20 protein-coding genes are annotated in these 19,901 nt (G+C 62.9%); 7 read left to right on the forward strand and 13 right to left on the reverse strand.

Going from position 1 to position 19,901, the window contains the following annotated elements:
• Positions 1 to 19: 19 nt before the first annotated feature.
• The 4 genes from RTE01_RS11385 to RTE01_RS11400 form a co-directional block, all read right to left on the reverse strand.
• The gene (locus tag RTE01_RS11385; protein ID WP_041146886.1) at positions 20 to 1,033 is read right to left on the reverse strand and encodes a HoxN/HupN/NixA family nickel/cobalt transporter; all 1,014 of its coding nucleotides are present in this window, start codon (positions 1,031 to 1,033) and stop codon (positions 20 to 22) included.
• Entirely contained in the window at positions 1,030 to 3,264 is a 2,235-nt protein-coding gene (hypF, locus tag RTE01_RS11390) for a carbamoyltransferase HypF (RefSeq protein ID WP_141335024.1), read from the reverse strand. The genes RTE01_RS11385 and hypF overlap by 4 nt, the downstream gene beginning before the upstream one ends.
• A 12-nt stretch (positions 3,265 to 3,276) precedes the next feature.
• Positions 3,277 to 3,804 (reverse strand): electron transport protein HydN, encoded by a 528-nt coding sequence (hydN, locus tag RTE01_RS11395; RefSeq protein ID WP_041146888.1) that lies wholly within the window; start codon positions 3,802 to 3,804, stop codon positions 3,277 to 3,279.
• A gap of 134 nt (positions 3,805 to 3,938) precedes the next feature.
• A complete protein-coding gene (locus tag RTE01_RS11400; RefSeq protein WP_134527384.1) occupies positions 3,939 to 4,952 on the reverse strand; it encodes a LacI family DNA-binding transcriptional regulator in 1,014 nt (337 codons plus the stop codon).
• A gap of 265 nt (positions 4,953 to 5,217) precedes the next feature.
• Between RTE01_RS11400 and ascF the strand changes: the two genes are divergently transcribed.
• Both ascF and RTE01_RS11410 read left to right on the forward strand, forming a co-directional pair.
• Positions 5,218 to 6,660, forward strand: coding sequence for a PTS cellobiose/arbutin/salicin transporter subunit IIBC (ascF, locus tag RTE01_RS11405; RefSeq protein ID WP_041146891.1), 1,443 nt, complete (start codon positions 5,218 to 5,220; stop codon positions 6,658 to 6,660).
• Between the two features lie 27 nt (positions 6,661 to 6,687).
• Positions 6,688 to 8,112 carry a 6-phospho-beta-glucosidase gene (locus RTE01_RS11410; protein WP_041146892.1) on the forward strand — a complete coding sequence of 475 codons (1,425 nt, stop codon included), beginning with the start codon at positions 6,688 to 6,690 and terminating at the stop codon, positions 8,110 to 8,112.
• Positions 8,113 to 8,158: 46 nt separating this feature from the next.
• Here RTE01_RS11410 and hycI read toward each other — a convergent pair whose 3' ends face one another.
• The 9 genes from hycI to hycA all read right to left on the reverse strand — a co-directional run bounded on the left by hycI (position 8,159) and on the right by hycA (position 15,965).
• Positions 8,159 to 8,629, reverse strand: a complete 471-nt coding sequence (hycI, locus tag RTE01_RS11415) for a hydrogenase maturation peptidase HycI (protein ID WP_134527388.1) — start codon at positions 8,627 to 8,629, stop codon at positions 8,159 to 8,161.
• Complete coding sequence (locus RTE01_RS11420; protein WP_041146894.1) at positions 8,622 to 9,032, reverse strand: formate hydrogenlyase maturation HycH family protein; 411 nt, start codon at positions 9,030 to 9,032, stop codon at positions 8,622 to 8,624. The genes hycI and RTE01_RS11420 overlap by 8 nt, the downstream gene beginning before the upstream one ends.
• Complete coding sequence (locus RTE01_RS11425) at positions 9,029 to 9,796, reverse strand: NADH-quinone oxidoreductase subunit B family protein (RefSeq protein WP_041146895.1); 768 nt, start codon at positions 9,794 to 9,796, stop codon at positions 9,029 to 9,031. The genes RTE01_RS11420 and RTE01_RS11425 overlap by 4 nt, the downstream gene beginning before the upstream one ends.
• Positions 9,796 to 10,338, reverse strand: coding sequence for a formate hydrogenlyase complex iron-sulfur subunit (locus RTE01_RS11430; protein ID WP_076946039.1), 543 nt, complete (start codon positions 10,336 to 10,338; stop codon positions 9,796 to 9,798). Before RTE01_RS11430 ends, RTE01_RS11425 begins: the two co-directional genes overlap by 1 nt.
• A 9-nt stretch (positions 10,339 to 10,347) precedes the next feature.
• A complete protein-coding gene (gene hycE / locus RTE01_RS11435; protein WP_045857645.1) occupies positions 10,348 to 12,057 on the reverse strand; it encodes a formate hydrogenlyase subunit HycE in 1,710 nt (569 codons plus the stop codon).
• An 18-nt stretch (positions 12,058 to 12,075) separates the two neighbouring features.
• Complete coding sequence (locus RTE01_RS11440; RefSeq protein ID WP_041146898.1) at positions 12,076 to 12,999, reverse strand: respiratory chain complex I subunit 1 family protein; 924 nt, start codon at positions 12,997 to 12,999, stop codon at positions 12,076 to 12,078.
• A gap of 2 nt (positions 13,000 to 13,001) precedes the next feature.
• Entirely contained in the window at positions 13,002 to 14,828 is a 1,827-nt protein-coding gene (hycC, locus tag RTE01_RS11445) for a formate hydrogenlyase subunit 3 (RefSeq protein ID WP_141335026.1), read from the reverse strand.
• Positions 14,825 to 15,433, reverse strand: a complete 609-nt coding sequence (locus RTE01_RS11450) for a 4Fe-4S dicluster domain-containing protein (RefSeq protein ID WP_041146900.1) — start codon at positions 15,431 to 15,433, stop codon at positions 14,825 to 14,827. Before RTE01_RS11450 ends, hycC begins: the two co-directional genes overlap by 4 nt.
• Positions 15,434 to 15,515: 82 nt before the next feature.
• Complete coding sequence (gene hycA / locus RTE01_RS11455; protein WP_041146901.1) at positions 15,516 to 15,965, reverse strand: formate hydrogenlyase regulator HycA; 450 nt, start codon at positions 15,963 to 15,965, stop codon at positions 15,516 to 15,518.
• 214 nt (positions 15,966 to 16,179) lie between these two features.
• Between hycA and hypA the strand changes: the two genes are divergently transcribed.
• From hypA to hypE, 5 genes are all read left to right on the forward strand, one after another.
• Positions 16,180 to 16,530 (forward strand): hydrogenase maturation nickel metallochaperone HypA, encoded by a 351-nt coding sequence (gene hypA, locus RTE01_RS11460; protein WP_041146902.1) that lies wholly within the window; start codon positions 16,180 to 16,182, stop codon positions 16,528 to 16,530.
• An 87-nt stretch (positions 16,531 to 16,617) separates the two neighbouring features.
• Positions 16,618 to 17,490, forward strand: coding sequence for a hydrogenase nickel incorporation protein HypB (gene hypB, locus RTE01_RS11465; protein ID WP_134527391.1), 873 nt, complete (start codon positions 16,618 to 16,620; stop codon positions 17,488 to 17,490).
• Entirely contained in the window at positions 17,481 to 17,753 is a 273-nt protein-coding gene (locus RTE01_RS11470; protein ID WP_041146904.1) for a HypC/HybG/HupF family hydrogenase formation chaperone, read from the forward strand. Before hypB ends, RTE01_RS11470 begins: the two co-directional genes overlap by 10 nt.
• Positions 17,753 to 18,874, forward strand: coding sequence for a hydrogenase formation protein HypD (gene hypD, locus RTE01_RS11475; RefSeq protein WP_141335028.1), 1,122 nt, complete (start codon positions 17,753 to 17,755; stop codon positions 18,872 to 18,874). Before RTE01_RS11470 ends, hypD begins: the two co-directional genes overlap by 1 nt.
• Complete coding sequence (gene hypE, locus RTE01_RS11480; RefSeq protein WP_041146906.1) at positions 18,871 to 19,881, forward strand: hydrogenase expression/formation protein HypE; 1,011 nt, start codon at positions 18,871 to 18,873, stop codon at positions 19,879 to 19,881. The genes hypD and hypE overlap by 4 nt, the downstream gene beginning before the upstream one ends.
• Positions 19,882 to 19,901 lie beyond the last annotated feature (20 nt).

Below are 19,901 nucleotides of genomic sequence, written 5' to 3' on the forward strand. Positions count from 1 at the left end.
CGGGACGATATCCCCCGACCTACTGCGCCAGATTATCGTATCCGCGCCAGCGATAGTTAATCACCGACAGCACCCAGCAGGCGACAAACAGCCCGATGACTACGAAGCCGGCGTTGCCAAGATTATCGTTCAGCGCCGCCACCCAGCGCCACGGCCCGCCGCTGAGCGCAAACTTATCCATCAGCAGGCCCAGCGCCTCCATGCCGCCGATAAACAGCGCCACCACCACCGAAGTCCCGGTAATGGTCATATTGTAATAGAGCTTGCGCTGCGGCTTGCTGAACGCCCAGCCGTAGGCGCCGACCATCAGCACGTTATCGAGGGTATCCACCAGCGCCATGCCGCTGGCAAACAGCGCCGGGAAGACCATAATCGACCAGATAGAGATGCCGCTCGAGGCGCTGGCGGCCGAGATCCCCAGCACGCCAATCTCGGTCGCGGTATCAAACCCGAGGCCGAACAGAAAGCCCACCAGGTACATCTGCCAGCTGCGGCTAATCAGACGGAAAGTTTTGCCGAACAGCCAGCTCATCATGCCGCCGCCCGCCGCCACCTCATCGCTCACCTTCTCCCCGCGCTTCCACGCCTGAAAGCTGCGCCAGACGCTGCGCAGAATAACCAGATTGATAAAGGCCATCAGCAGCAGAAACAGCGCCGAAACGGCGGTGCCGATCGCGCTGCCGGTATCGTGAAACCAGCTCATTTGCTGGCCGAACGCCGTCGCGGTGGCGGCAATGGCGGCGGAGGCCAGCACCACAATCGACGAATGTCCCAGAGAGAACCAGGCGCCCACGCCGAACGGACGCCGCCCCTGCTGCATCATCTTGCGCGTCACGCTATCAATCGCCGCAATATGATCGGCATCGACCGCATGACGCAGGCCGTATCCCCAGGCCAGCAGGCTGGCGGCCATCAGCGCGCCGCTGTCGCCAAAGGCCTGCCACGCCCAGACCCAGGCGACCAGGTTGGCCACAATAAGCCCCAGCACCAGCGCTGCGGCGCGCGGCTGCTGGCGTAAAATCGTCACTATCATGAGGGTGTCCTGTGAGCCTGCCAGCGGGCGGCGGCGACCGCCGCCTGACCAAACGCGATGGCTCCATCACCGGCAGGCAGCTGATGCGGAAACAGCAGAGTAAAATCCGCCAGATAAAACGTCAATCGGCAAACCAGCAGCCGGTTGTGCAACACCCCGCCGCTAAACACCAGCGTAGAGATGCCGCACCTGGCGGCGTGGTCGCGCACCATTGCCGCCAGCCCGCGAGCCAGCGCATCGTGAAAGGCCCAGGCCTTGTGCGCCGGCTGCGCCTGCCAGCCAAACCACAAGCGCCAGAAGGTGGCGAGATCCAGCTGGCCGTCGCGCCACGGCAGGCTAACCGGATGGTCGACACCCTCGCAGGTCGCCGCCAGCGCCTCCAGCCGGCAGGCCGCTTCCCCTTCGTAGCTCAGCGTGGTCGGCGCGCAGCCCAGCGCGCAGGCCACGGCATCAAACAGCCGCCCGCAGGAAGAAGCCTTTGGCGCATTAATTTCCCGCTCGACAGCGCGGGCGACCAGCGGCCACGCCTGCCGGAGCAGAGCCTCGGTTTCGGGATAGTGTTGCCAGTCCAGCACAAAGGCCAGGCAGTGGGCCAGCAGGTTACGCCACGGCTGACGCGCCGCCAGATCGCCGCCGGGGAGCGCCACCGCCGGCAGGCCCGCCAGATGCTCGCACTGGCGGTAGTTCACCCGCAGGCATTCGCCGCCCCACAGCGCGCCGTCCTCCCCCATGCCGATACCGTCCAGCACCAGGGCGATGACGTCCCCGCCCGCCAGCGGCCAGCCATGCTCCGCCAGGCAGGCGGCGGCGTGGGCGTGGTGATGCAGCACCCGCTCGGTCGGCAGCGGCATCGACGCCGCCCACTTTGCCGAACGGTAGCCCGGATGCGCATCGGCCACGATCCCCTGCGGGGTAAAGGCGTAAATCTCCTGCATCAGGCGCAGCGCCTCGCGCCACTGCGCCTCCACGCCCTCATCGCCGAGGTCGCCAAAATGCTGGCTCAGCACCGCTTCACCGCCGCGCACCAGGCAGAAGGTATTTTTCATATCCGCGCCGAGGCACAGCAGCGGCGGGAGGTCGTGAAACCCCGGCGGCAGCGGCAGCGCGTCCGGCACGTAGCCGCGCGAACGACGCAGCATCTCCCCGCTTTGCCGCACCACGGAATCATCCATCCGCTGCACGATATCGCGGTTATGCAGCAAAAATCCGTCGGCAATCCCGGCTAAATCCGCCAGCGCCCGCTCGTTAGTCAGCGCCGGAGGGCGCCCGCTGAGGTTGCCGGAGGTCATCACCACCGGGCGCGCCAGCGCCTCCAGCACCAGGTGCTGGAGCGGGTTCGACGCCAGCATAACGCCCGCCTCCGCCAGCCCCGGCGCGATATCGTCGCACAGGCCGTCGATCCGCGTTTTATCCACCAGCACCACCGGCGCGGCGGGCGCCGACAGCAGCGCCCGCGCCTCGGCCGGCAATCCCTCCGCCGTCGGCAGCATCACCGCCAGCGGCTTAGCCGGGCGATGCTTGCGCTGGCGCAGGGTCGCCACGGCGCCCGCGTTTCCGGCGTCGCAGGCGAGATGGAAGCCGCCAAGCCCTTTAATTGCCACAATCTGTCCGGCAGCAATCCGCTCCACTGCCGCCCGCAGCGCCGCCTCGCCGTAGCAGCTCTCCTCCCCGCTGCGCCACTCAAGCCGCGGCCCGCACGACTCGCAGGCCACCGGCTGGGCATGAAAACGCCTGTCGGCCGGATTGCGGTATTCGGCTTCGCAGGACGGGCACAGCGGGAACGGCGCCATCGCGGTAAACGGGCGGTCGTAGGGCATGGCGCGGATAATGGTAAAGCGCGGTCCGCAGTGGGTGCAGTTGATAAACGGGTAGCGGTAGCGGCGCTCCTCGGGATCGTTCATCTCCGCCAGGCACGCCGGACAGGTGGCGGCATCGGGAACGATCTGCGTGCGCATGGTTCCGCCTGCGCTCCGGCGGATGGTGAACGCCTTAGGCAGGGCCTGCCAGACAAACGGCGCGGCCCGCGCGCTGTCGATTCGCGCCAGCGGCGGACAGTGGCGAGCCAGCGCGGGGATAAACTCCGCCTCGTCGCCCAGCAGGCGCACCAGCACGCCGTCGCCGTCGTTGCACACGTCGCCGAGGCGCCCTAAGCGCTGCGCCAGCTGCCAGACGAAGGGGCGAAATCCCACCCCCTGCACCTTGCCGCGGATGCGGATTTCCACCCCGTTCATGCCGCTATCGTCCTACCAGGCCAGCGCCGTACGACGACGTTTTTCAATATTCATCTGCTCGAGCTTGTTGCGGTCAACGCAGATAAGCGCGTGCGTCGGGCAGACGTCCATACAGGCCGGCCCCTCTTCGCGATGATGACAAAGGTCGCACTTATTGGCTTCGGCTTTTTCCGCCGTCACGTTCAGGCCCGCGCCGCTATTGCGGATCACCGGACGCACCACCACTTCCATCGCCCCGTACGGGCAGGCCACGACGCAGGTTTTACAGCCGATGCAGCGCTCCTGCATCACGTGGACAAAGCCCTTATCGCGGCTGATGGCCCCGTTCGGGCAGACGTTAGCGCAGGGCGCGTCTTCACACTGACGACAGGCGGTGGCCGTCGACACGTTGACGCCCTTGATCACATGGATACGCGGTAAAAAAGATTTTGGCGTCAGCGCGGCGCAGTCCTGATTGGCCTGATGAGAGACCACGCAGGCGACTTCGCAGGTGCGACAGCCGATGCATTTGCTCGCGTCGGCAATAATGAAACGGTTCATCCATTTCTCCAGCAGTAAGAAGGTTACGCGCCGGAGTATGCATAATACGTTCCAGTTTTTATCGCATTGATAGTAAAAGGAATTAATTAGCTGTTTTCTGTCATCGTCAGATGTGACGATGACAGATGACGATCTCAGACGCCGGGGCCAGCGGTAAGAGAATCGCGCTCAATCAGCTCGCCGGGGAAGGTTTGCTGGAATTTTAGATCGCCGCCGTCGAGCATAAAAATCAGCCGGTTAATGCTCTCTTTGATCATCTCCGTCACCGGAATTTTGACGCTGGACAGCGCCGGGATCATATAGGGCGCCAGCACGATGTCATCGAAGCCAATCACCGAGACCTGCTCCGGCACCTTCACGCCGTGCAGATGCAGCTGCTTCATCGCACCAATCGCCATATCGTCGTTGCTCGCCACCAGCGCGCTGTAGCTAACGCCGCGCTGACGCAGCGTCTCAACCCCGGCCGCGCCGGTTTCCGGCGTCCATTTGCCCTTCACGATCAGCGCGTCGTTGAGCGCGATATCGTGCTGGGTCAGCGCCTCTTTGTAGCCGGCGAGACGCTCGATGCCGGTCGGTGAATCCAGCGAGCCGGTGATAAAGGCAATTTCGCGATGGCCGCGGGCGATGAGCTGGCGTACCGCGGCCAGGGCCGAGGCTTTTTGATCGGACCAGACGCAGTGGCTGGCGTTGCGCCGCAGGCGGCGGTTAAGCACCATGATCGGCCTTTCGTGCTGCTCAACGATGGCGTCCATTTCATCGACGCTCAGAAAGCGCGGGTAGATAATAATCGCGTCGCAGCGCAGGTCGAGGAGGTACTGAATCGCCTCCCGCTCCTCGTCGGCGCTGTGCTTGCCGTCGGCGAGGATCAGCTGACGCCCCTTGTCTTCGGTCATCCGCGCCACCTGAAACAGCAGCTCGCTGAAGTAAACCCCGTGATAGAGGGTATTGGTGACCACCAGCCCCAGGGTCTGGCTCTTTTTGGTAGCCAGATTGCGCGCCAGCAGGTTCGGCCGGTAGCCGCTTTCGGCAACGGCCTGGAACACGCGATCTTTCGTCTCCTGGCTGACGTAGCCGTTGCCCGATAGCACCCGTGAAACCGTCGCCTTCGACACCCCTGCGCGCTTAGCGACCTCCAGCATCGTTGCCATGTTGTTCTTCCTGTTGCAAAAGATGCCCGCAGTGTACTGCACGCCCTGCCGTTTTACAGCCTTGACGCGCGCGCCGGGCAGATTCTTTTCTGCGGTATAAGCCGATCAAAATCACAAAACGGAAATATGATTTTTTTAGATCTTGTTTGCGAAGGTGAAACTAATCATGATTTTGTGGAACCGGTTTCCTACCTATGCACGCTGCCCTGCCGCTTTGCGGCGCGGTGAAAAGCCAGTACCCCATTGATAAACAGGATAAAATCCGATGTCTAAAAATTATGCAGCCCTGGCACAGCAGATCGTCTCGGCGATTGGCGGCGTTGATAACGTCACCGCCGTCACCCACTGCATGACCCGCCTTCGTTTCGTGGTCAAAGACAACGAGCGGGTGGATAGCGCGACCCTAAAAGGGCTGAAAGGCGTACTGGGCGTCGTGCGCAGCGATAACCAGTGCCAGGTGATCGTCGGCAACACCGTCTCCCAGGCCTACCGCGAAGTCGTGAGCCTGCTGCCGGGTGAGATGCGCCCGGCGGAGCCCGTGGGCAAGCCGCCGCTGACCTTCAGGCGGGTCGGTGCCGGGATCCTCGATGCGCTGATCGGCACCATGTCGCCGCTGATCCCGGCAATTATCGGCGGATCGATGGTCAAGCTGCTGGCGATGATCCTCGAGATGAGCGGCGTCCTGCCGAAAGGCGCGCCGACGCTCACCATCCTGACGGTGATTGGCGACGGCGCCTTCTTCTTCCTGCCGCTGATGGTGGCCGCCTCCGCGGCGGTCAAATTCAAAACCAATATGTCGCTGGCAATTGCCATTGCCGGGGTGCTGGTGCACCCGAGCTTTATCGAGCTGATGGCTAAGGCCGCTCAGGGCGAACACGTCGAGTTCGCCTTTATTCCGGTCACCGCGGTGAAATATACCTACACCGTGATCCCGGCGCTGGTGATGACCTGGTGCCTCTCCTATATCGAGCGCTGGGTCGACAGGATCACCCCGGCGGTGACGAAAAACTTCCTTAAGCCGATGCTGATCGTGCTGATCGCCGCGCCGCTGGCCATTCTGCTGATCGGCCCGCTCGGGATCTGGATCGGCAGCGCCATCTCGGCGCTGGTTTACACCGTACACCACTACCTCGGCTGGCTGTCGGTGGCGATTATGGGCGCCCTGTGGCCGCTGCTGGTGATGACCGGGATGCACCGCGTCTTTACGCCGACTATCATTCAGACCATTGCCGAAACCGGCAAAGAGGGGATGGTGATGCCGTCAGAAATCGGCGCCAACCTGTCGCTGGGCGGCTCGTCGCTGGCGGTGGCGTGGAAAACGAAAAACCCGGAGCTGCGCCAGACGGCGCTGGCGGCAGCAGCCTCGGCTATTCTGGCCGGGATCTCCGAGCCGGCGCTGTACGGGGTCGCAATACGGCTTAAACGCCCGCTGATCGCCAGCCTGATCAGCGGCTTTATCTGCGGCGCGGTAGCCGGCATCGCCGGGCTTGCCAGCCACTCAATGGCGGCGCCGGGGCTGTTTACCAGCGTCCAGTTCTTCGATCCGGCGAATCCGATGACCCTCGTCTGGGTCTTCGGCGTGATGGCGCTGGCGGTGGTGCTGTCGTTTGTGCTGACCCTGCTGCTCGGCTTTGAGGATATCCCGGTGGAAGATGCCGCCGCCGATGCCCGACAGCGCCAGGCGACGGCCGAAGCATCGCACGCCTGAACATAATTTTTGACACAGAGGTAACGCATGGCGACTTTTCCAAACGGATTTTTATGGGGCGGCGCACTGGCCGCCAACCAGGCTGAAGGGGCATATCTGGAGGGCGGCAAAGGGCTAACTACCGTCGATACCCTTCCCCACGGCGCCAGGCGCCTGCCGGTCAAGCTGGGGCTGGAAAAGCGCTTTCAGCTGCGTGACGATGAGTTCTATCCCAGCCATACGGCGATCGATTTTTATCATCGCTATAAAGAGGATATCGCCCTGATGGCGGAGATGGGCTTTAGCGTATTTCGCACCTCTATTGCCTGGAGCCGCCTGTTCCCCAACGGCGACGAGCAGGAGCCGAATGCGCAGGGGATCGCCTTCTACCGCTCGCTGTTTGAGGAGTGTAAAAAGCACAATATCGAGCCGCTGGTGACCCTGTGCCACTTCGACGTGCCGATGCATCTGGTGACCGAGTACGGCTCCTGGCGCAATCGCAAAATGGTCGGGTTCTTTACCCACTACGCCCGCACCTGCTTTGAAGCCTTCGACGGGCTGGTGAAGTACTGGCTGACCTTCAACGAAATCAACATCATGCTCCATAGCCCCTACTCCGGCGCCGGCCTGGCGTTCGAAGAGGGGGAGAATCAGGATCAGGTGAAGTACCAGGCCGCGCACCACGAGCTGATTGCCAGCGCCCAGGTGACCAAAATCGCCCACGAGGTGAACGCGCAAAATCAGGTGGGCTGCATGCTGGCGGGCGGCAATTTCTACCCCTGGTCCTGCAAGCCGGAAGATGTGTGGATGGCGCTGGAAAAAGATCGCGAAAACCTGCTCTTTATCGACGTGCAGGCGCGCGGCGCCTGGCCGGTATGGGCGGCGCGGATGCTCCGCGAGAAGGGCGTGACGATTGTCAAAGAGCCGGGCGACGACGAGATCCTGCGCAACACCGTCGATTTTGTCTCCTTCAGCTACTACGCCTCGCGCTGCGCCTCGGCGGAGATGAACGCCAGCAATACCAACGCGGCCAATATCGTGAAGTCGTTAAAAAACCCCTATATTCAGGCCAGCGAATGGGGCTGGGGAATCGACCCTCTCGGCCTGCGCATCACCATGAATATGATGTATGACCGCTACCAGAAGCCGCTATTCCTCGTGGAAAATGGCCTCGGCGCGCGGGATGAAATCGACGCCAACGGCGAAATTAACGACGACTACCGCATCAGCTATCTGCGCGAGCACATCAAAGCGATGGGCGACGCTATCGAAGACGGTATCCCGGTAATGGGCTACACCAGCTGGGGCTGTATTGACCTGGTGGCCGCCTCCACCGGCGAGATGAGCAAACGCTACGGCTTCGTCTACGTTGACCGCGATGACGCCGGCAACGGTACCCTCGACCGTAAGCGCAAGAAGTCGTTCTGGTGGTATAAAAAGGTCATTGCCAGCAACGGCGAAGACCTCGAGTAGCGGCAATTCCCCGGAGAAGCGCCGCCGCCGCCTCTCCGGGGAAACCTTACTCCGCCACCGCCTCCAGCGGAGCAAATCCGCCGAGGCCCTGCCAGCCGTTCAGCCGCCGGTAAACCTCGGCCACCGCGTCCTTAATCGGCTGGGTCATCGGATAGTAGAAGCCGACGATATCCGGCTGAATGCCTAAGAAAATCACCTCGCCAACGTCCTCTTTCAGCTGATCGATCAGATAGTTGAGCGGCATATTGTGGGTGGTCATCATAAACATCTCGGCGATGTCGTCGGGATCGACGATGCGGATCTCGCCGGGGTTAAGCCCCATATCGGTGGCGTCGACGATCAGCAGGCGGTCGGGGCGCAGCTCGCGGATCGCGACGACGTCGTTTTCCGGGGCGCTGCCGCCGTCAATCACTACCCAGCCGCCCGTCGGGTTTGCCGCGCACGTTTCCGCCAGCAGCGGACCCGCGCCGTCGTCGCCCATCATGCTGTTGCCCACGCAGAGTAAAACGTCAGTCACGGAGTCTCCTCACCATCAGATAGATGGCGCTTTCCTGGTGAATATCGTGAAGCATGCTGAGCATCAGCCTGCTCCACGCCTGCTGCGCCGGCGTCTGCCCGGCCTGCGCCTTATCGAAGGCGTTGGCCAGCATGGTGACGTGATTGCTGTCGATAACGATTTCGCCGTACTTCGGCACGCCTTCCATTTTACGCCGGGCAGTGCTGCCCGCCTCAAGGGTGGCGATCCACGCCAGGTACTCATCCCACGGGCAGCTCAGCGCCGTTTCCAGGCAGTCGATAACCCCGAGATGGTGACCAATCGCCAGGCTGTAATAGACAACCTGCTGCGCCTGGTCAGGCGTGGCGTCGTTCTCATCGATAAATTTACGGCTCAGCTGGCTGAATACCACCGTTTCGCTCATCGGATGCGCGCCTCCTCAACCACCTGATTGAGATGGGTGACTATCTCGGTCAGACGCGGATCTTTTTCCGCCTCCAGCCAGCGCACAACCTGGCTGTCGCCCTGGCCGAGCAGGCGCATATAGTCATCGGCAATCTGCCGACCGTAGCGATAGCCCGCCAGGCGGCGCGCTTCGCGGTCGATGCGCACCCGCAGCGGCTGGACCATATTCGGATGCAGAATTTCCGCCGCCTTCTCATCCTGCTCGCCCGGCAGCCGGGCGTGAATTTTCTGCTCCAGCAGGCCTAGCGCCATGGCAAAGCCGTACAGCGTCGCCGCCGGCGTCGGCGGGCAGCCGGGAATATAGACATCAACCGGCACAATTTTGTCGGTGCCGCCCCAGACGCAGTACAGGTCATGGAAGATGCCGCCGCTGTTGCCGCAGGCGCCGTAGGAGATGCAGATTTTCGGGTCCGGTGCGGACTGCCAGGCGCGCAGCGCCGGTGAGCGCATGGCGCGGGTCACCGCCCCGGTGAACAGCAGGATATCGGCGTGACGCGGCGACGGAACGACCTTTATTCCGAAGCGTTCGGCATCAAACAGCGGCGAAAGGGTGGCAAAAATCTCAATTTCGCAGCCGTTGCAGCCGCCGCAGTCCACGCGGTACACGTAGGCGGAACGCTTAATACTCTTCAGCAGCGATGCCTTCATGCTGGCGATAGACTCATCTACCGTCATCGGCACAGGAATGCCGTTTTCATCGCGCGGGCCCAGTAAATTGCTCATCAGCTGGCCTCTCTCATATGGCGAGTCAGTTCAATACGATCGGACGGCACCAGGCACTTCTGGCGCTTGCACTCCGGGCAGGTCTCGAAGCTTTCGCGGTGCAGCTCGGCGCGGGTGTCGCCGTTGTGCTCCAGCAGCGCGATGGCGTAATCGATCTCTTTTTGCACGGCGAAAGGACGCGCGCACGCCCGGCAGCGGCAAATATCAAAGCGCGACTGCTGGAGGAAATCCTCTTTCTTCCACACCGCCAGCTCGTACTCCTGCGAGAGCTTAATCGCCGCCGTCGGGCACACCTCCTCGCAGCGGCCGCAAAAGATGCAGCGCCCGAGGTTGAACTGCCACGCCAACTGGTGAGTGACGAGGTCGGTCTCCACCGTCAGGGCATTCGACGGGCAGGCGTTAACGCAGGCCGCGCAGCCGATGCACTGCTGGGGGCTGTGCTCCGGCTTGCCGCGGAAGTTTTTATCTACCGGCATCGGCTCCAGCGGGTAAGCGTGCGTCGCGGCACCGGTCTTAATGACTTTTTTGATAAAGGTAAACATGGCGGCTCCTTATTTCAGCGGCGAGTTTTTACGCTCGATGCTGTAGCGCTCCAGCTCTTTGTACGGCACCACTTTGCTTTTCTTCTTCCGCACGTCGACCACGGTCATTCGGTCGGTACAGGAGTAGCAGGGATCGAGGCTGCCGATAATCAGCGGCGCATCGGAAACGGTGTTGCCGCGCAGCATATAGCGCAGGGTCGGCCAGTTGGCGTAGGTCGCCGCCCGGCAGCGCCAGCGGTAGAGCTTCTGGTTATCGCCGGTCATGCTCCAGTGGATATCATCCCCGCGCGGCGCTTCCGAGAAGCCCAGCGCAAAACGGTGTGGGATATAGGTGAAGCCGTCCACCATCAGCGGGCCGCCCGGCAGATTGTCGAGGCCAAAGTCGATCATATTCAGCGCGGTGTAGACCTCGTTGATGCGCACCTTGAGGCGCGAAATCACGTCGCAGCCCTGCTCGCTGTGCACTTCCATCGGCAGCAGGCCGTAGCCGACGAACGGATGGTCGGCGCGGGTATCGCGCGCGTGGCCGCTGGCGCGCACCATCGGGCCAACGTTGCTGAAGTCGCGGGCGATTTGCGGGTCGAGGCGGCCGATGCCGACGGTGCGCTGCGCCATGTTCGGCGTGCTGAGCAGCATCTCCACCAGCTCCTGCACGTCGCGGCGCATCTGCTGCGCCAGCTGGCGGGTCTGGATCATATCCTCTTTCAGCAGGTCGCGACGGATGCCGCCAATCAGGTTCAGGCCGTAGGTTTTACGCGCCCCGGTGAGGATCTCCGCCATTTTCATCGACGTCTCGCGTACGCGGAAGAACTGCATAAAGCCGGAGTCGAAGCCGGTGAAGTGGCAGGCGAGGCCGAGGTTGAGCAGGTGCGAATGCAGACGCTCCACCTCCAGCAGAATGGCGCGGATCATCTGCGCCCGCTCCGGCACCACGATGCCCATCGCGTTCTCAACCGAGGTGGTGTAGGCGGTGCTGTGGGCAAAGCCGCAGATGCCGCACACCCGGTCGGAGAGGAAGGTCACTTCGTTGTAGCCCATCCGGGTTTCCGCCAGCTTCTCCATCCCGCGATGGACGTAGAACAGGCGGTAGTCGGCGTCGATAATATTTTCGCCGTCAACGAACAGGCGGAAGTGGCCCGGCTCATCGGAGGTGACGTGCAGCGGGCCAATCGGCACCACGTTATTCTTCTTACTGCCCAGCTCGTTAATGAACTCGTAGGTTTCCGCATCGGTGGTCGGCGCCGGGCGCTGACGGTAATCCATGCTGTCTTTGCGCAGCGGGTAGAGTTCGTCCGGCCAGTCGTCCGGCAGCACCAGACGGCGCTCGTCCGGCAGGCCAACCGGCAGCAGGCCGTACATGTCGCGCACTTCGCGCTCGCCCCATACCGCCGCGGGCACCCGCGGCGTCACCGACGGATATTCCGGCTTATTGGCGTCCACTTCCACGCGCACGGTTATCCAGCATTTGGTCCCCTGCTCCATCGACAGCACGTAGTAAACGGCATAGTGGCCGTTGAGCTTGCGCTCGTCGTTGCCGAACAGCACCGACAGCCAGCCGCCCTGCCGGTAGTAGAGAAACTCCACCACTTCCGGGAGATAGTTAATCTTCACCGTGACGGTGAGCTGATCGTTGGTCTGCCAGGCCTCGTCCAGCACCACGCCCGGGAAGGCCTGATGCAGCGCGGCGAGATAGCGTTGACCCGGTTTTTCTTCGTTCATATATAAAACTCTCTTAAATCACGCCACCAGCAAGGAGACGAAGGCTAAAAAGGCAAAGCCAAAACCGGCCCAGGTAACGCGGGACGTGGCACAAAAGCGCAGGCGCGCCATGCTGTTTTCAAACAGGGCAATAATCAGGACGCCGGCCACCAGCTTGACGACCGCGACGACCAGCGCCAGCAGCAGCCCGCCGACGCTAAAGCTGGTCATCTGCCCCCACGGAATAAACACGCCGACAAACATCTGCAGGACCACCAGCTGCTTGAGGCTAATCCCCCATTTCAGCACCGCGAAGCCGCTGCCGCTGTATTCGGTCAGCGGCCCTTCCTGCAGCTCCTGCTCCGCCTCGGCAAGGTCGAACGGCAGCTTGCCCATTTCGATAAAGGTGGCAAAAGCGCAGGCGGCCAGCGCGAGGAGCAGCGGAATGCTGCGCGCGGCGGGCCAGTGGTAGACGGTATCGGTGATGCTGCTGATATGGGTTGAGCCGGCAACCTGCGCCGCCACCCACAGTCCCAGCAGCAGAATCGGCTCCACCAGCACGCCGAGCATCGCTTCACGGCTGGCGCCGATAGCGGTAAACGGGCTGCCGGTGTCGAGCCCGGCGATCGCAAAGAAGAAGCGGGCGATGGCAAACAGATAGATCAGCGTAATCAGGTCGCCCAGCCCCGCCATCGGCGAGTCTACGGTGACCACCGGCAGCGCGGTGGCGATGGTCAGCATCACGCCGACCATCACGTAGGGCATCAGGCGGAATACCCAGCCGGAGGCGTCGGGGCCGATACTCTGGCGCCCCAGCAGCTTGATAATGTCCCGATACTCCTGCAGCACGCCCGGCCCGCGGCGGTTATGCAGACGGGCGCGGGCAACGCGGGTGATGCCGGACAGCAGCGGCGCGGCGGCAAACAGCACCAGCGCCTGCAACAATGCAACGAATACGCTCATTCTCAGGCTCCTCGTGAAATGACAATAACCACCAGCACCGCCAGCTCAATCAGCGCAACGCCGCGCAGCAGCGCGGGCGCGGAGCCGCTGTGCCAGCCGGGGATCAGGCGTACCGGGTTTAGCCAGTGGCGCAGCTTGAGCAGCGGGGCAAAGGCCTCTTTGACCGGCATCGCGAAGCCGTGAGCGGTCACCACCATCGATTTCTCATGGTCGTAGCCGCAGACCCACGCCGCGCCGCGGGAGCGCGACGGCAGGCGGTCGCCTTTGAAGAAAATCATCAGCAGCAGCGGCAGCAGCGGGCAGGCGATCAGCAGAATGGCGATCGGCGGCTGCGACACCACGCTCGCGACCTGAGCCTGAGCCGGCACCACGCCGCCCACCAGCGGCAGAAGCCACGGCGCGGCCACCCCGCCAATCACGCAGCAGAGCGCGGAAAGCACCACGCTGAAGGTCATCAGCCACGGGGCGCAGGTGGCGTTTTCCGCCTGCTGGCTCCGCGGCGCGCCGAGGAAGGTGACGCCGTAGACTTTGGCCATGCACATCACCGCCAGAGCGCCGGTCATCGCCAGGCCCACCGCCAGCATTGGCCCCAGCAGGCGGCCGATAAACGCCCCGCCGGTGCTGAGCTTAAAGAACGACTGATAGATAACCCACTCGCCGGCAAAGCCGTTCAGCGGCGGCAGCGCCGCCATCGCCATCAGGCCCACCAGCATAGAGAGCGAAATCAGCGGCATTCTTTTACCGATGCCGCCGAGCTTTTCGATATCGCGGTGGCCGGTGCGGAACCACACCGCCCCGGCGCCAAGGAACAGCGTGGTTTTGAACAGACCGTGGTTGATTAGGTGATACATCCCGCCGATAAAGCCCAGCACCATCAGGCTGGCGTTATTGAGGGCCACGCCGGTGACAAACGCGCCGAGCCCCAGCAGGATGATGCCGATATTTTCCAGGCTGTGATACGCCAGCAGGCGCTGGATGTTGTGCTCCATCAGCGCGTAGAGCCCGCCGATAAAGGCGGTGATCATCCCCAGTACCAGCAGCAGCACGCCCCACCACAGCGGCGGCACGCCGCCGGCCAGGGAGACCGTCAGGATGCCGAACAGCCCCACCTTCATCACCACCGTGGAGAACAGCGCGGCGGCCGGCGCGCTGGCGTCGGCATGGGCCTGCGGCGCCCAGCCGTGCAGCGGAATAACCCCCGCCAGCAGCGCAAAGCCCGCCAGCGCCGGGAGCCACAGCAGCATCTGCTGCGGAGCGCCGGCGGCCAGCAGGCTAATCTGCGCCAGATCGAGCGTGCCGTAAAACGACCACACCAGCCAGCAGCTCCATGCCAGCAGCAGCGTGCCGAAGCGGCCCAGCGCAAACCACAGCTTGCCGGACTGCGCGCAGCCGGTGAGAAAGGCGCCGCACAGAGCCATAATTTCCGCCATCACCACCAGGCTGCCGAAGCTGGTCGTCACCACGGCGCAGGTGGCGGCCGCCAGCAGCAGGTTGACCAGCAGGCCGTTCGCTTTCACCTCTGGATGACGGTGCCAGGAGATATTAAACAGCGAAATCGGCAGCGCCGAGAGGCCGATGGCCAGCAGCCACAGGGCGTTAATCCCGCTAATCCGAATCGGCAGGGAGAGCATCTGCAGCATCCCGGCGCTCACCCGGCCCGGCATCAGCAGCGTCCCCATTCCGACGACGATCAGCATCGCGCTGGCTACCGCCCCGCCGATCCCGGCAATCGCGCCGCTGAGCGGCTTTTTCAGGCTAAAGAGCAGCGCCAGCACGGCGCTGACGGCGTACCAAACCACCGCCTGATTGACTAAAGAGATGATGTTCACTTCACGCCCCCCTGTTGCGCCTGAAACAGCGACAAATCGCCGAGGTCGGCATTAAAAGTCAGCTCGCGCTTGCGCCTGCTGGCCTGGGCGATATCGCGGATATCCACCAGCAGCAGCGCCTTTGTCGGGCAGGTACGCACGCAGGCGGGTCCCTGCTCATCGAAATGGCACAGATCGCATTTCACCGCGATGGCGCGCACGCCGGGTACCCAGTCGAGCAGCGAACTGACGCGGGCGGGCGCGGGCGGCGCGGCGGGCGCCAGCGGCGTATTGGCGTTTGCCGGAATATCCAACGGCCGGCTGCCGGAAAATTCGATCGCGCCAAACGGGCAGGCGATGCCGCAAAGCTTGCAGCTTACGCACAGGCTTTCGTTTAGCTGGACCGCGCCGTCGATGCGGTTAATCGCGTTAACCGGACACACCGCGGCGCAGGGGGCGTCTTCGCAGTGGTGGCACATCTGCGGCGCAGATTCTTTTTCATTACGCATGACCTGCAGTCGCGGCATCGCCTGCAGGCCCTGCTGGCGATGCGTCTCAGCGCATGCGGCTTCGCAGGTGCGGCAGCCGATACAGACGGTGGAGTCAGCAATTACAAAACGGTTCACCGGGTCTTCCTCGGGTGAAAGTCATTTTTGACGAAATCAGGTGGTGCAGATGTCATTTTCGACACTCGTCGACACCTTGCGCTTAGTGGGCCCGCTGCAGATGGCTTAAATCCACCGGCTGGTCCTGTTCCATGGCCTCATACAGGCGGTCGTACACGGTCGCCACGATCGCCAGATAGTGCTCCAGCACCTGCTCGCGGGAGCGGTTGCTGATGCGCCCGTCGACGGTGCCGTCGGAGGCCAGCGTCGCCTGCGCAATCAGGCGCTTATCTTCGCCATTTTTGCTTTCTACGTAGTATTCGATGGTGTGGCTGTTAAAGCCTTCCGCCAGCGCGACAAACACCTGAAAGTGGCCGAACAGCACGAAGCACAGCTCTTTGTCCGGCGCGCAGCTCATCGCATGATGCAGGCGCGCTTTCGACAGGGTGATGCCCTGAACCAACGAGTTGCAGTAGGTGTGCCACTGCTCCTGATGCTGGCGGTGACGATCGGCGATGTAGTCCGCCTTTTCACTTATTTCCCAAATAGTCATCTCGGATCCCCCGGTTGCATGAGATGCACTGCACAAGCATTTTCCATGCCAGTTTTTATGTATTTGATATTTAAAGAAATTAATAAAAACAGGGGCCTTCAGCGACATGTCGATGACGTCACCAGGCCATCGTCATCGACAGTTTCCCCGACCGTACCGATGCCCTGGCATCGTTATTGCATATACGGTCAATTACGGCGATGTGGAGGCCACCATGCACGAAATCACTCTTAGCCAGCGGGCGCTGGAAATTATTGAACAGCAGGCGCAGCAGGCCGGCGCGCGGCGGGTCAGCGGCGTGTGGCTCAAGGTTGGGGCCTTTTCCTGCGTCGAGGCCAGCGCGCTGACCTTCTGCTTTGAGCTGGTGTGCCGCGGCACGCTGGCGGAAGGCTGCGAGCTGCATATCGCCGAGCAGCAGGCCGAATGCTGGTGTGAGTCCTGCCAGCAGTACGTGCAGCTGATCTCTCAGCACGTGCGGCGCTGCCCGCAGTGTCAGAGCGACGGGCTGCAGATAGTGGCGGACGACGGCTTACAGATTCAGAGAATAGAAGTGATCCCCGCCTGATTCGGCCGGGATCGCGGCGGCCGACGCGAGAGCGCGGCCAGCACAGAAACAACGTGCAGTATGACGGGATAGATCAGGAGTAAAACTATGTGTACCACCTGCGGCTGTGGGGAAGGCAACCTTTATATAGAAGGTGACGAACGCAACCCCCACTCGGCGTTTCGCAGCGCCCCCTTCGCGCCGGCCACGCGCCAGCCGATGATCATTACCGGTGTCAAAACCGACGGCTTTACCCCCAGCCGCTCTGCCGAGGGCGACCTGCACTACGGCCACGGCGAGGCGGGTACCCATGCGCCGGGAATGAGCCAGCGTAAAATGCTGGAGGTTGAAATTGACGTGCTGGATAAAAACAACCGCCTGGCCGCCCGCAACCGCGCCCGCTTTGCGGCCAAAGGCCAGCTGGTGCTGAACCTGGTCTCCAGCCCCGGCTCCGGTAAAACCACCCTGCTGAGCGAAACCCTGCTGCGCCTGAAGGCGAAAAGCGCCTGCGCGGTGATTGAAGGCGACCAGCAGACGGTCAACGACGCGGCGCGCATCCGCGCCACCGGCACGCCGGCCATTCAGGTCAACACCGGCAAGGGCTGCCACCTCGACGCGCAGATGATCGCCGAGGCCGCTCCGCGCCTTGAGCTTGCCGATGGCGGCATCCTGTTTATTGAAAACGTCGGTAACCTGGTGTGCCCGGCGAGCTTCGATCTCGGCGAGCGGCACAAGGTCGCGGTCCTGTCGGTAACCGAAGGTGAGGACAAGCCGCTGAAGTACCCGCATATGTTCGCCGCCGCCAGCCTGATGCTGCTGAACAAAATCGATCTCCTGCCGTACCTCAACTTTGACGTTGAGCAGTGCCTCGCCTGCGCGCGGGAGGTGAACCCCGAGATTGAGATAATCCTGCTTTCCGCCACCAGCGGCGAGGGCATGGAGCAGTGGCTCAGCTGGCTGGAGGCGCAGCAATGTGCATAGGCGTTCCGGGACAAATTTGCGCCATTGAGGGCAACCAGGCCAGGGTTGAAGTCTGCGGCATCCAGCGCGAGGTCGACCTAACCCTGGTGGGTGCCGTCGATGAGCTGGGCCAGCCGCGGCTCGGCCAGTGGGTGCTGGTGCACGTCGGCTTCGCCATGAGCATCATTAATGAAGCCGAGGCCCGCGATACCCTCGCGGCGCTGCAAAATATGTTTGAGGTCGAGCCGGACGTCGGCGCCCTGCTGTTCGGCGAGGAGCGATAATGCGTTTCGTTGATGAATACCGCGCGCCGGAGCAGGTGCTGCAGCTGGTGGAACATCTGCAGGAGCGCGCTCGCCTGCTGCCGCATACCGCCGCCCGCCCGCTGCGGATTATGGAGGTCTGCGGCGGCCATACCCACGCCATCTTTAAGTTCGGTCTCGACCAGCTGCTGCCGGAAAATATCGAATTTATCCACGGCCCCGGATGCCCGGTCTGCGTCCTGCCGATGGGCCGCATTGACGCCTGCATTGAGATTGCCGGCCGTCCGGGGGTTATTTTCTGCACCTTCGGCGACGCGATGCGCGTCCCGGGAAAAAATGGCTCCCTGCTGCAGGCAAAATCGCGCGGCGCCGACGTGCGCATCGTCTATTCGCCGGTCGATGCCCTCAGGCTGGCGCAGCAAAACCCCGACCGCGAGGTGGTATTCTTCGGGCTGGGCTTTGAAACGACCATGCCCGCCACCGCGCTGACCCTGCGCCAGGCGCGCGAACGCGGCGTCGAAAACTTCTTCTTTTTCTGCCAGCACATCACCCTGCTCCCGACCCTGCGCAGCCTGCTCGATACTGCGGACAACGGTATCGACGCCTTCCTCGCCCCCGGCCACGTCAGCATGGTCATTGGTACCGAAGCCTACGGGTTTATCGCCAGCGACTACCGCCGACCGTTAGTGGTCGCTGGATTCGAACCTCTTGATCTACTGCAAGGCGCGGTGATGCTGGTTGAGCAGACAATAGCGCGGTGCAGTCAGGTCGAGAACCAGTATCGTCGCGTGGTCCCTGATGAAGGTAACCCCCTGGCGCAGCGGGTGATTGCCGAGGTGTTCTGCCTCTCCGGCGACAGCGAATGGCGCGGGCTTGGGGTTATCAGCGATTCCGGCGTTCGGCTGACGCCTGAGTATCAGCGTTTCGACGCCGAAGCCCATTTTCGCCCGACGCCGCAGCGCGTCTGCGACGACCCGCGAGCCCGCTGCGGCGAGGTGCTGACCGGGCGCTGCAAACCGCATCAGTGTCCGCTATTCGGCCAGGTCTGTAATCCGCAAAGCGCGTTCGGCGCGCTGATGGTCTCATCAGAAGGCGCCTGCGCCGCCTGGTATCAATATCGCAGTCAGGAAAACGAAGTATGAAAAGCATCCAGTTAGCGCACGGCAGCGGCGGTCAGGCGATGCAGCAGCTGATCGCCTCCCTGTTTATGCAGGCCTTCGCCAACCCGTGGCTGGCGGAGCAGGAGGATCAGGCGCGGCTTGATCTGGCGCAGCTTGCCGCCCAGGGCGATCGCCTCGCCTTCTCAACCGACGGCTACGTTATCGATCCGCTGTTCTTTCCCGGCGGCGATATCGGCAAGCTGGCGGTCTGCGGCACCGCTAACGACGTGGCGGTGAGCGGCGCTCTGCCGCGCTATCTCTCCTGCGGATTTATTCTCGAAGAGGGGCTGGAGATCGCCACCCTCGAGAAGGTGGTTAACAGCATGGCGCAGACCGCGCAGGCGGCGGGCATCGCCATCGTCACCGGCGATACCAAAGTCGTGCCGCGCGGGGCGGCGGACAAGCTGTTTATCAATACCGCCGGGATCGGCGCAATCCCCTCGGCGATCCGCTGGGGAGCGCGGCAGATTGCGCCCGGCGACGTGCTGCTGGTCAGCGGCACGCTGGGGGATCACGGGGCCACCATTCTCAATTTACGCGAAGGACTCGGGCTGGACGGGGCGCTCGCCAGCGACTGTGCGGTACTCACCCCGCTGATTCAGTCGCTGCGCGACCTTCCCGGAGTGAAAGCGCTGCGCGATGCCACCCGCGGCGGCGTTAACGCGGTGGCCCATGAGTTTGCCGCCACCAGCGGCTGCGGGATTGAGCTGAATGAACGCGAGCTGCCGGTCAACGATACCGTTCGCGGCGTTTGCGAACTGCTGGGGCTCGATGCCCTTAACTTTGCCAATGAAGGCAAGCTGGTTATCGCCGTCGCTCGCGATGCGGCGGAAGCGGCGCTGGCCCGGCTGCGGGCCCACCCGCTCGGCCGCCACGCGGCGATAGTTGGCGAAGTGGTTGCGCGCAGCGGCGTGCGGTCCGTCGGCCTGTACGGCGTTAAGCGCACGCTGGATCTTCCTCACGCCGAGCCGCTGCCGAGAATTTGTTAACGGTGCGGGCCCCCGGATTG

This window comes from Klebsiella terrigena (assembly GCF_006539725.1).
GTDB lineage: Bacteria > Pseudomonadota > Gammaproteobacteria > Enterobacterales > Enterobacteriaceae > Klebsiella > Klebsiella terrigena.

Excerpts from the sequence above, each read along its gene's own strand:
- RTE01_RS11385 (WP_041146886.1), bottom strand. The coding sequence starts at position 1,033 with ATGATAGTGACGATTTTACGCCAGCAGCCGCGCGCCGCAGCGCTGGTG.
- hypF (WP_141335024.1), bottom strand. The coding sequence starts at position 3,264 with ATGAACGGGGTGGAAATCCGCATCCGCGGCAAGGTGCAGGGGGTGGGA.
- hydN (WP_041146888.1), bottom strand. The coding sequence starts at position 3,804 with ATGAACCGTTTCATTATTGCCGACGCGAGCAAATGCATCGGCTGTCGC.
- RTE01_RS11400 (WP_134527384.1), bottom strand. The coding sequence starts at position 4,952 with ATGGCAACGATGCTGGAGGTCGCTAAGCGCGCAGGGGTGTCGAAGGCG.
- ascF (WP_041146891.1), top strand. The coding sequence starts at position 5,218 with ATGTCTAAAAATTATGCAGCCCTGGCACAGCAGATCGTCTCGGCGATT.
- RTE01_RS11410 (WP_041146892.1), top strand. The coding sequence starts at position 6,688 with ATGGCGACTTTTCCAAACGGATTTTTATGGGGCGGCGCACTGGCCGCC.
- RTE01_RS11420 (WP_041146894.1), bottom strand. The coding sequence starts at position 9,032 with ATGAGCGAAACGGTGGTATTCAGCCAGCTGAGCCGTAAATTTATCGAT.
- RTE01_RS11425 (WP_041146895.1), bottom strand. The coding sequence starts at position 9,796 with ATGAGCAATTTACTGGGCCCGCGCGATGAAAACGGCATTCCTGTGCCG.
- RTE01_RS11430 (WP_076946039.1), bottom strand. The coding sequence starts at position 10,338 with ATGTTTACCTTTATCAAAAAAGTCATTAAGACCGGTGCCGCGACGCAC.
- hycE (WP_045857645.1), bottom strand. The coding sequence starts at position 12,057 with ATGAACGAAGAAAAACCGGGTCAACGCTATCTCGCCGCGCTGCATCAG.
- RTE01_RS11440 (WP_041146898.1), bottom strand. The coding sequence starts at position 12,999 with ATGAGCGTATTCGTTGCATTGTTGCAGGCGCTGGTGCTGTTTGCCGCC.
- hycA (WP_041146901.1), bottom strand. The coding sequence starts at position 15,965 with ATGACTATTTGGGAAATAAGTGAAAAGGCGGACTACATCGCCGATCGT.
- hypA (WP_041146902.1), top strand. The coding sequence starts at position 16,180 with ATGCACGAAATCACTCTTAGCCAGCGGGCGCTGGAAATTATTGAACAG.
- hypB (WP_134527391.1), top strand. The coding sequence starts at position 16,618 with ATGTGTACCACCTGCGGCTGTGGGGAAGGCAACCTTTATATAGAAGGT.
- RTE01_RS11470 (WP_041146904.1), top strand. The coding sequence starts at position 17,481 with ATGTGCATAGGCGTTCCGGGACAAATTTGCGCCATTGAGGGCAACCAG.
- hypD (WP_141335028.1), top strand. The coding sequence starts at position 17,753 with ATGCGTTTCGTTGATGAATACCGCGCGCCGGAGCAGGTGCTGCAGCTG.
- hypE (WP_041146906.1), top strand. The coding sequence starts at position 18,871 with ATGAAAAGCATCCAGTTAGCGCACGGCAGCGGCGGTCAGGCGATGCAG.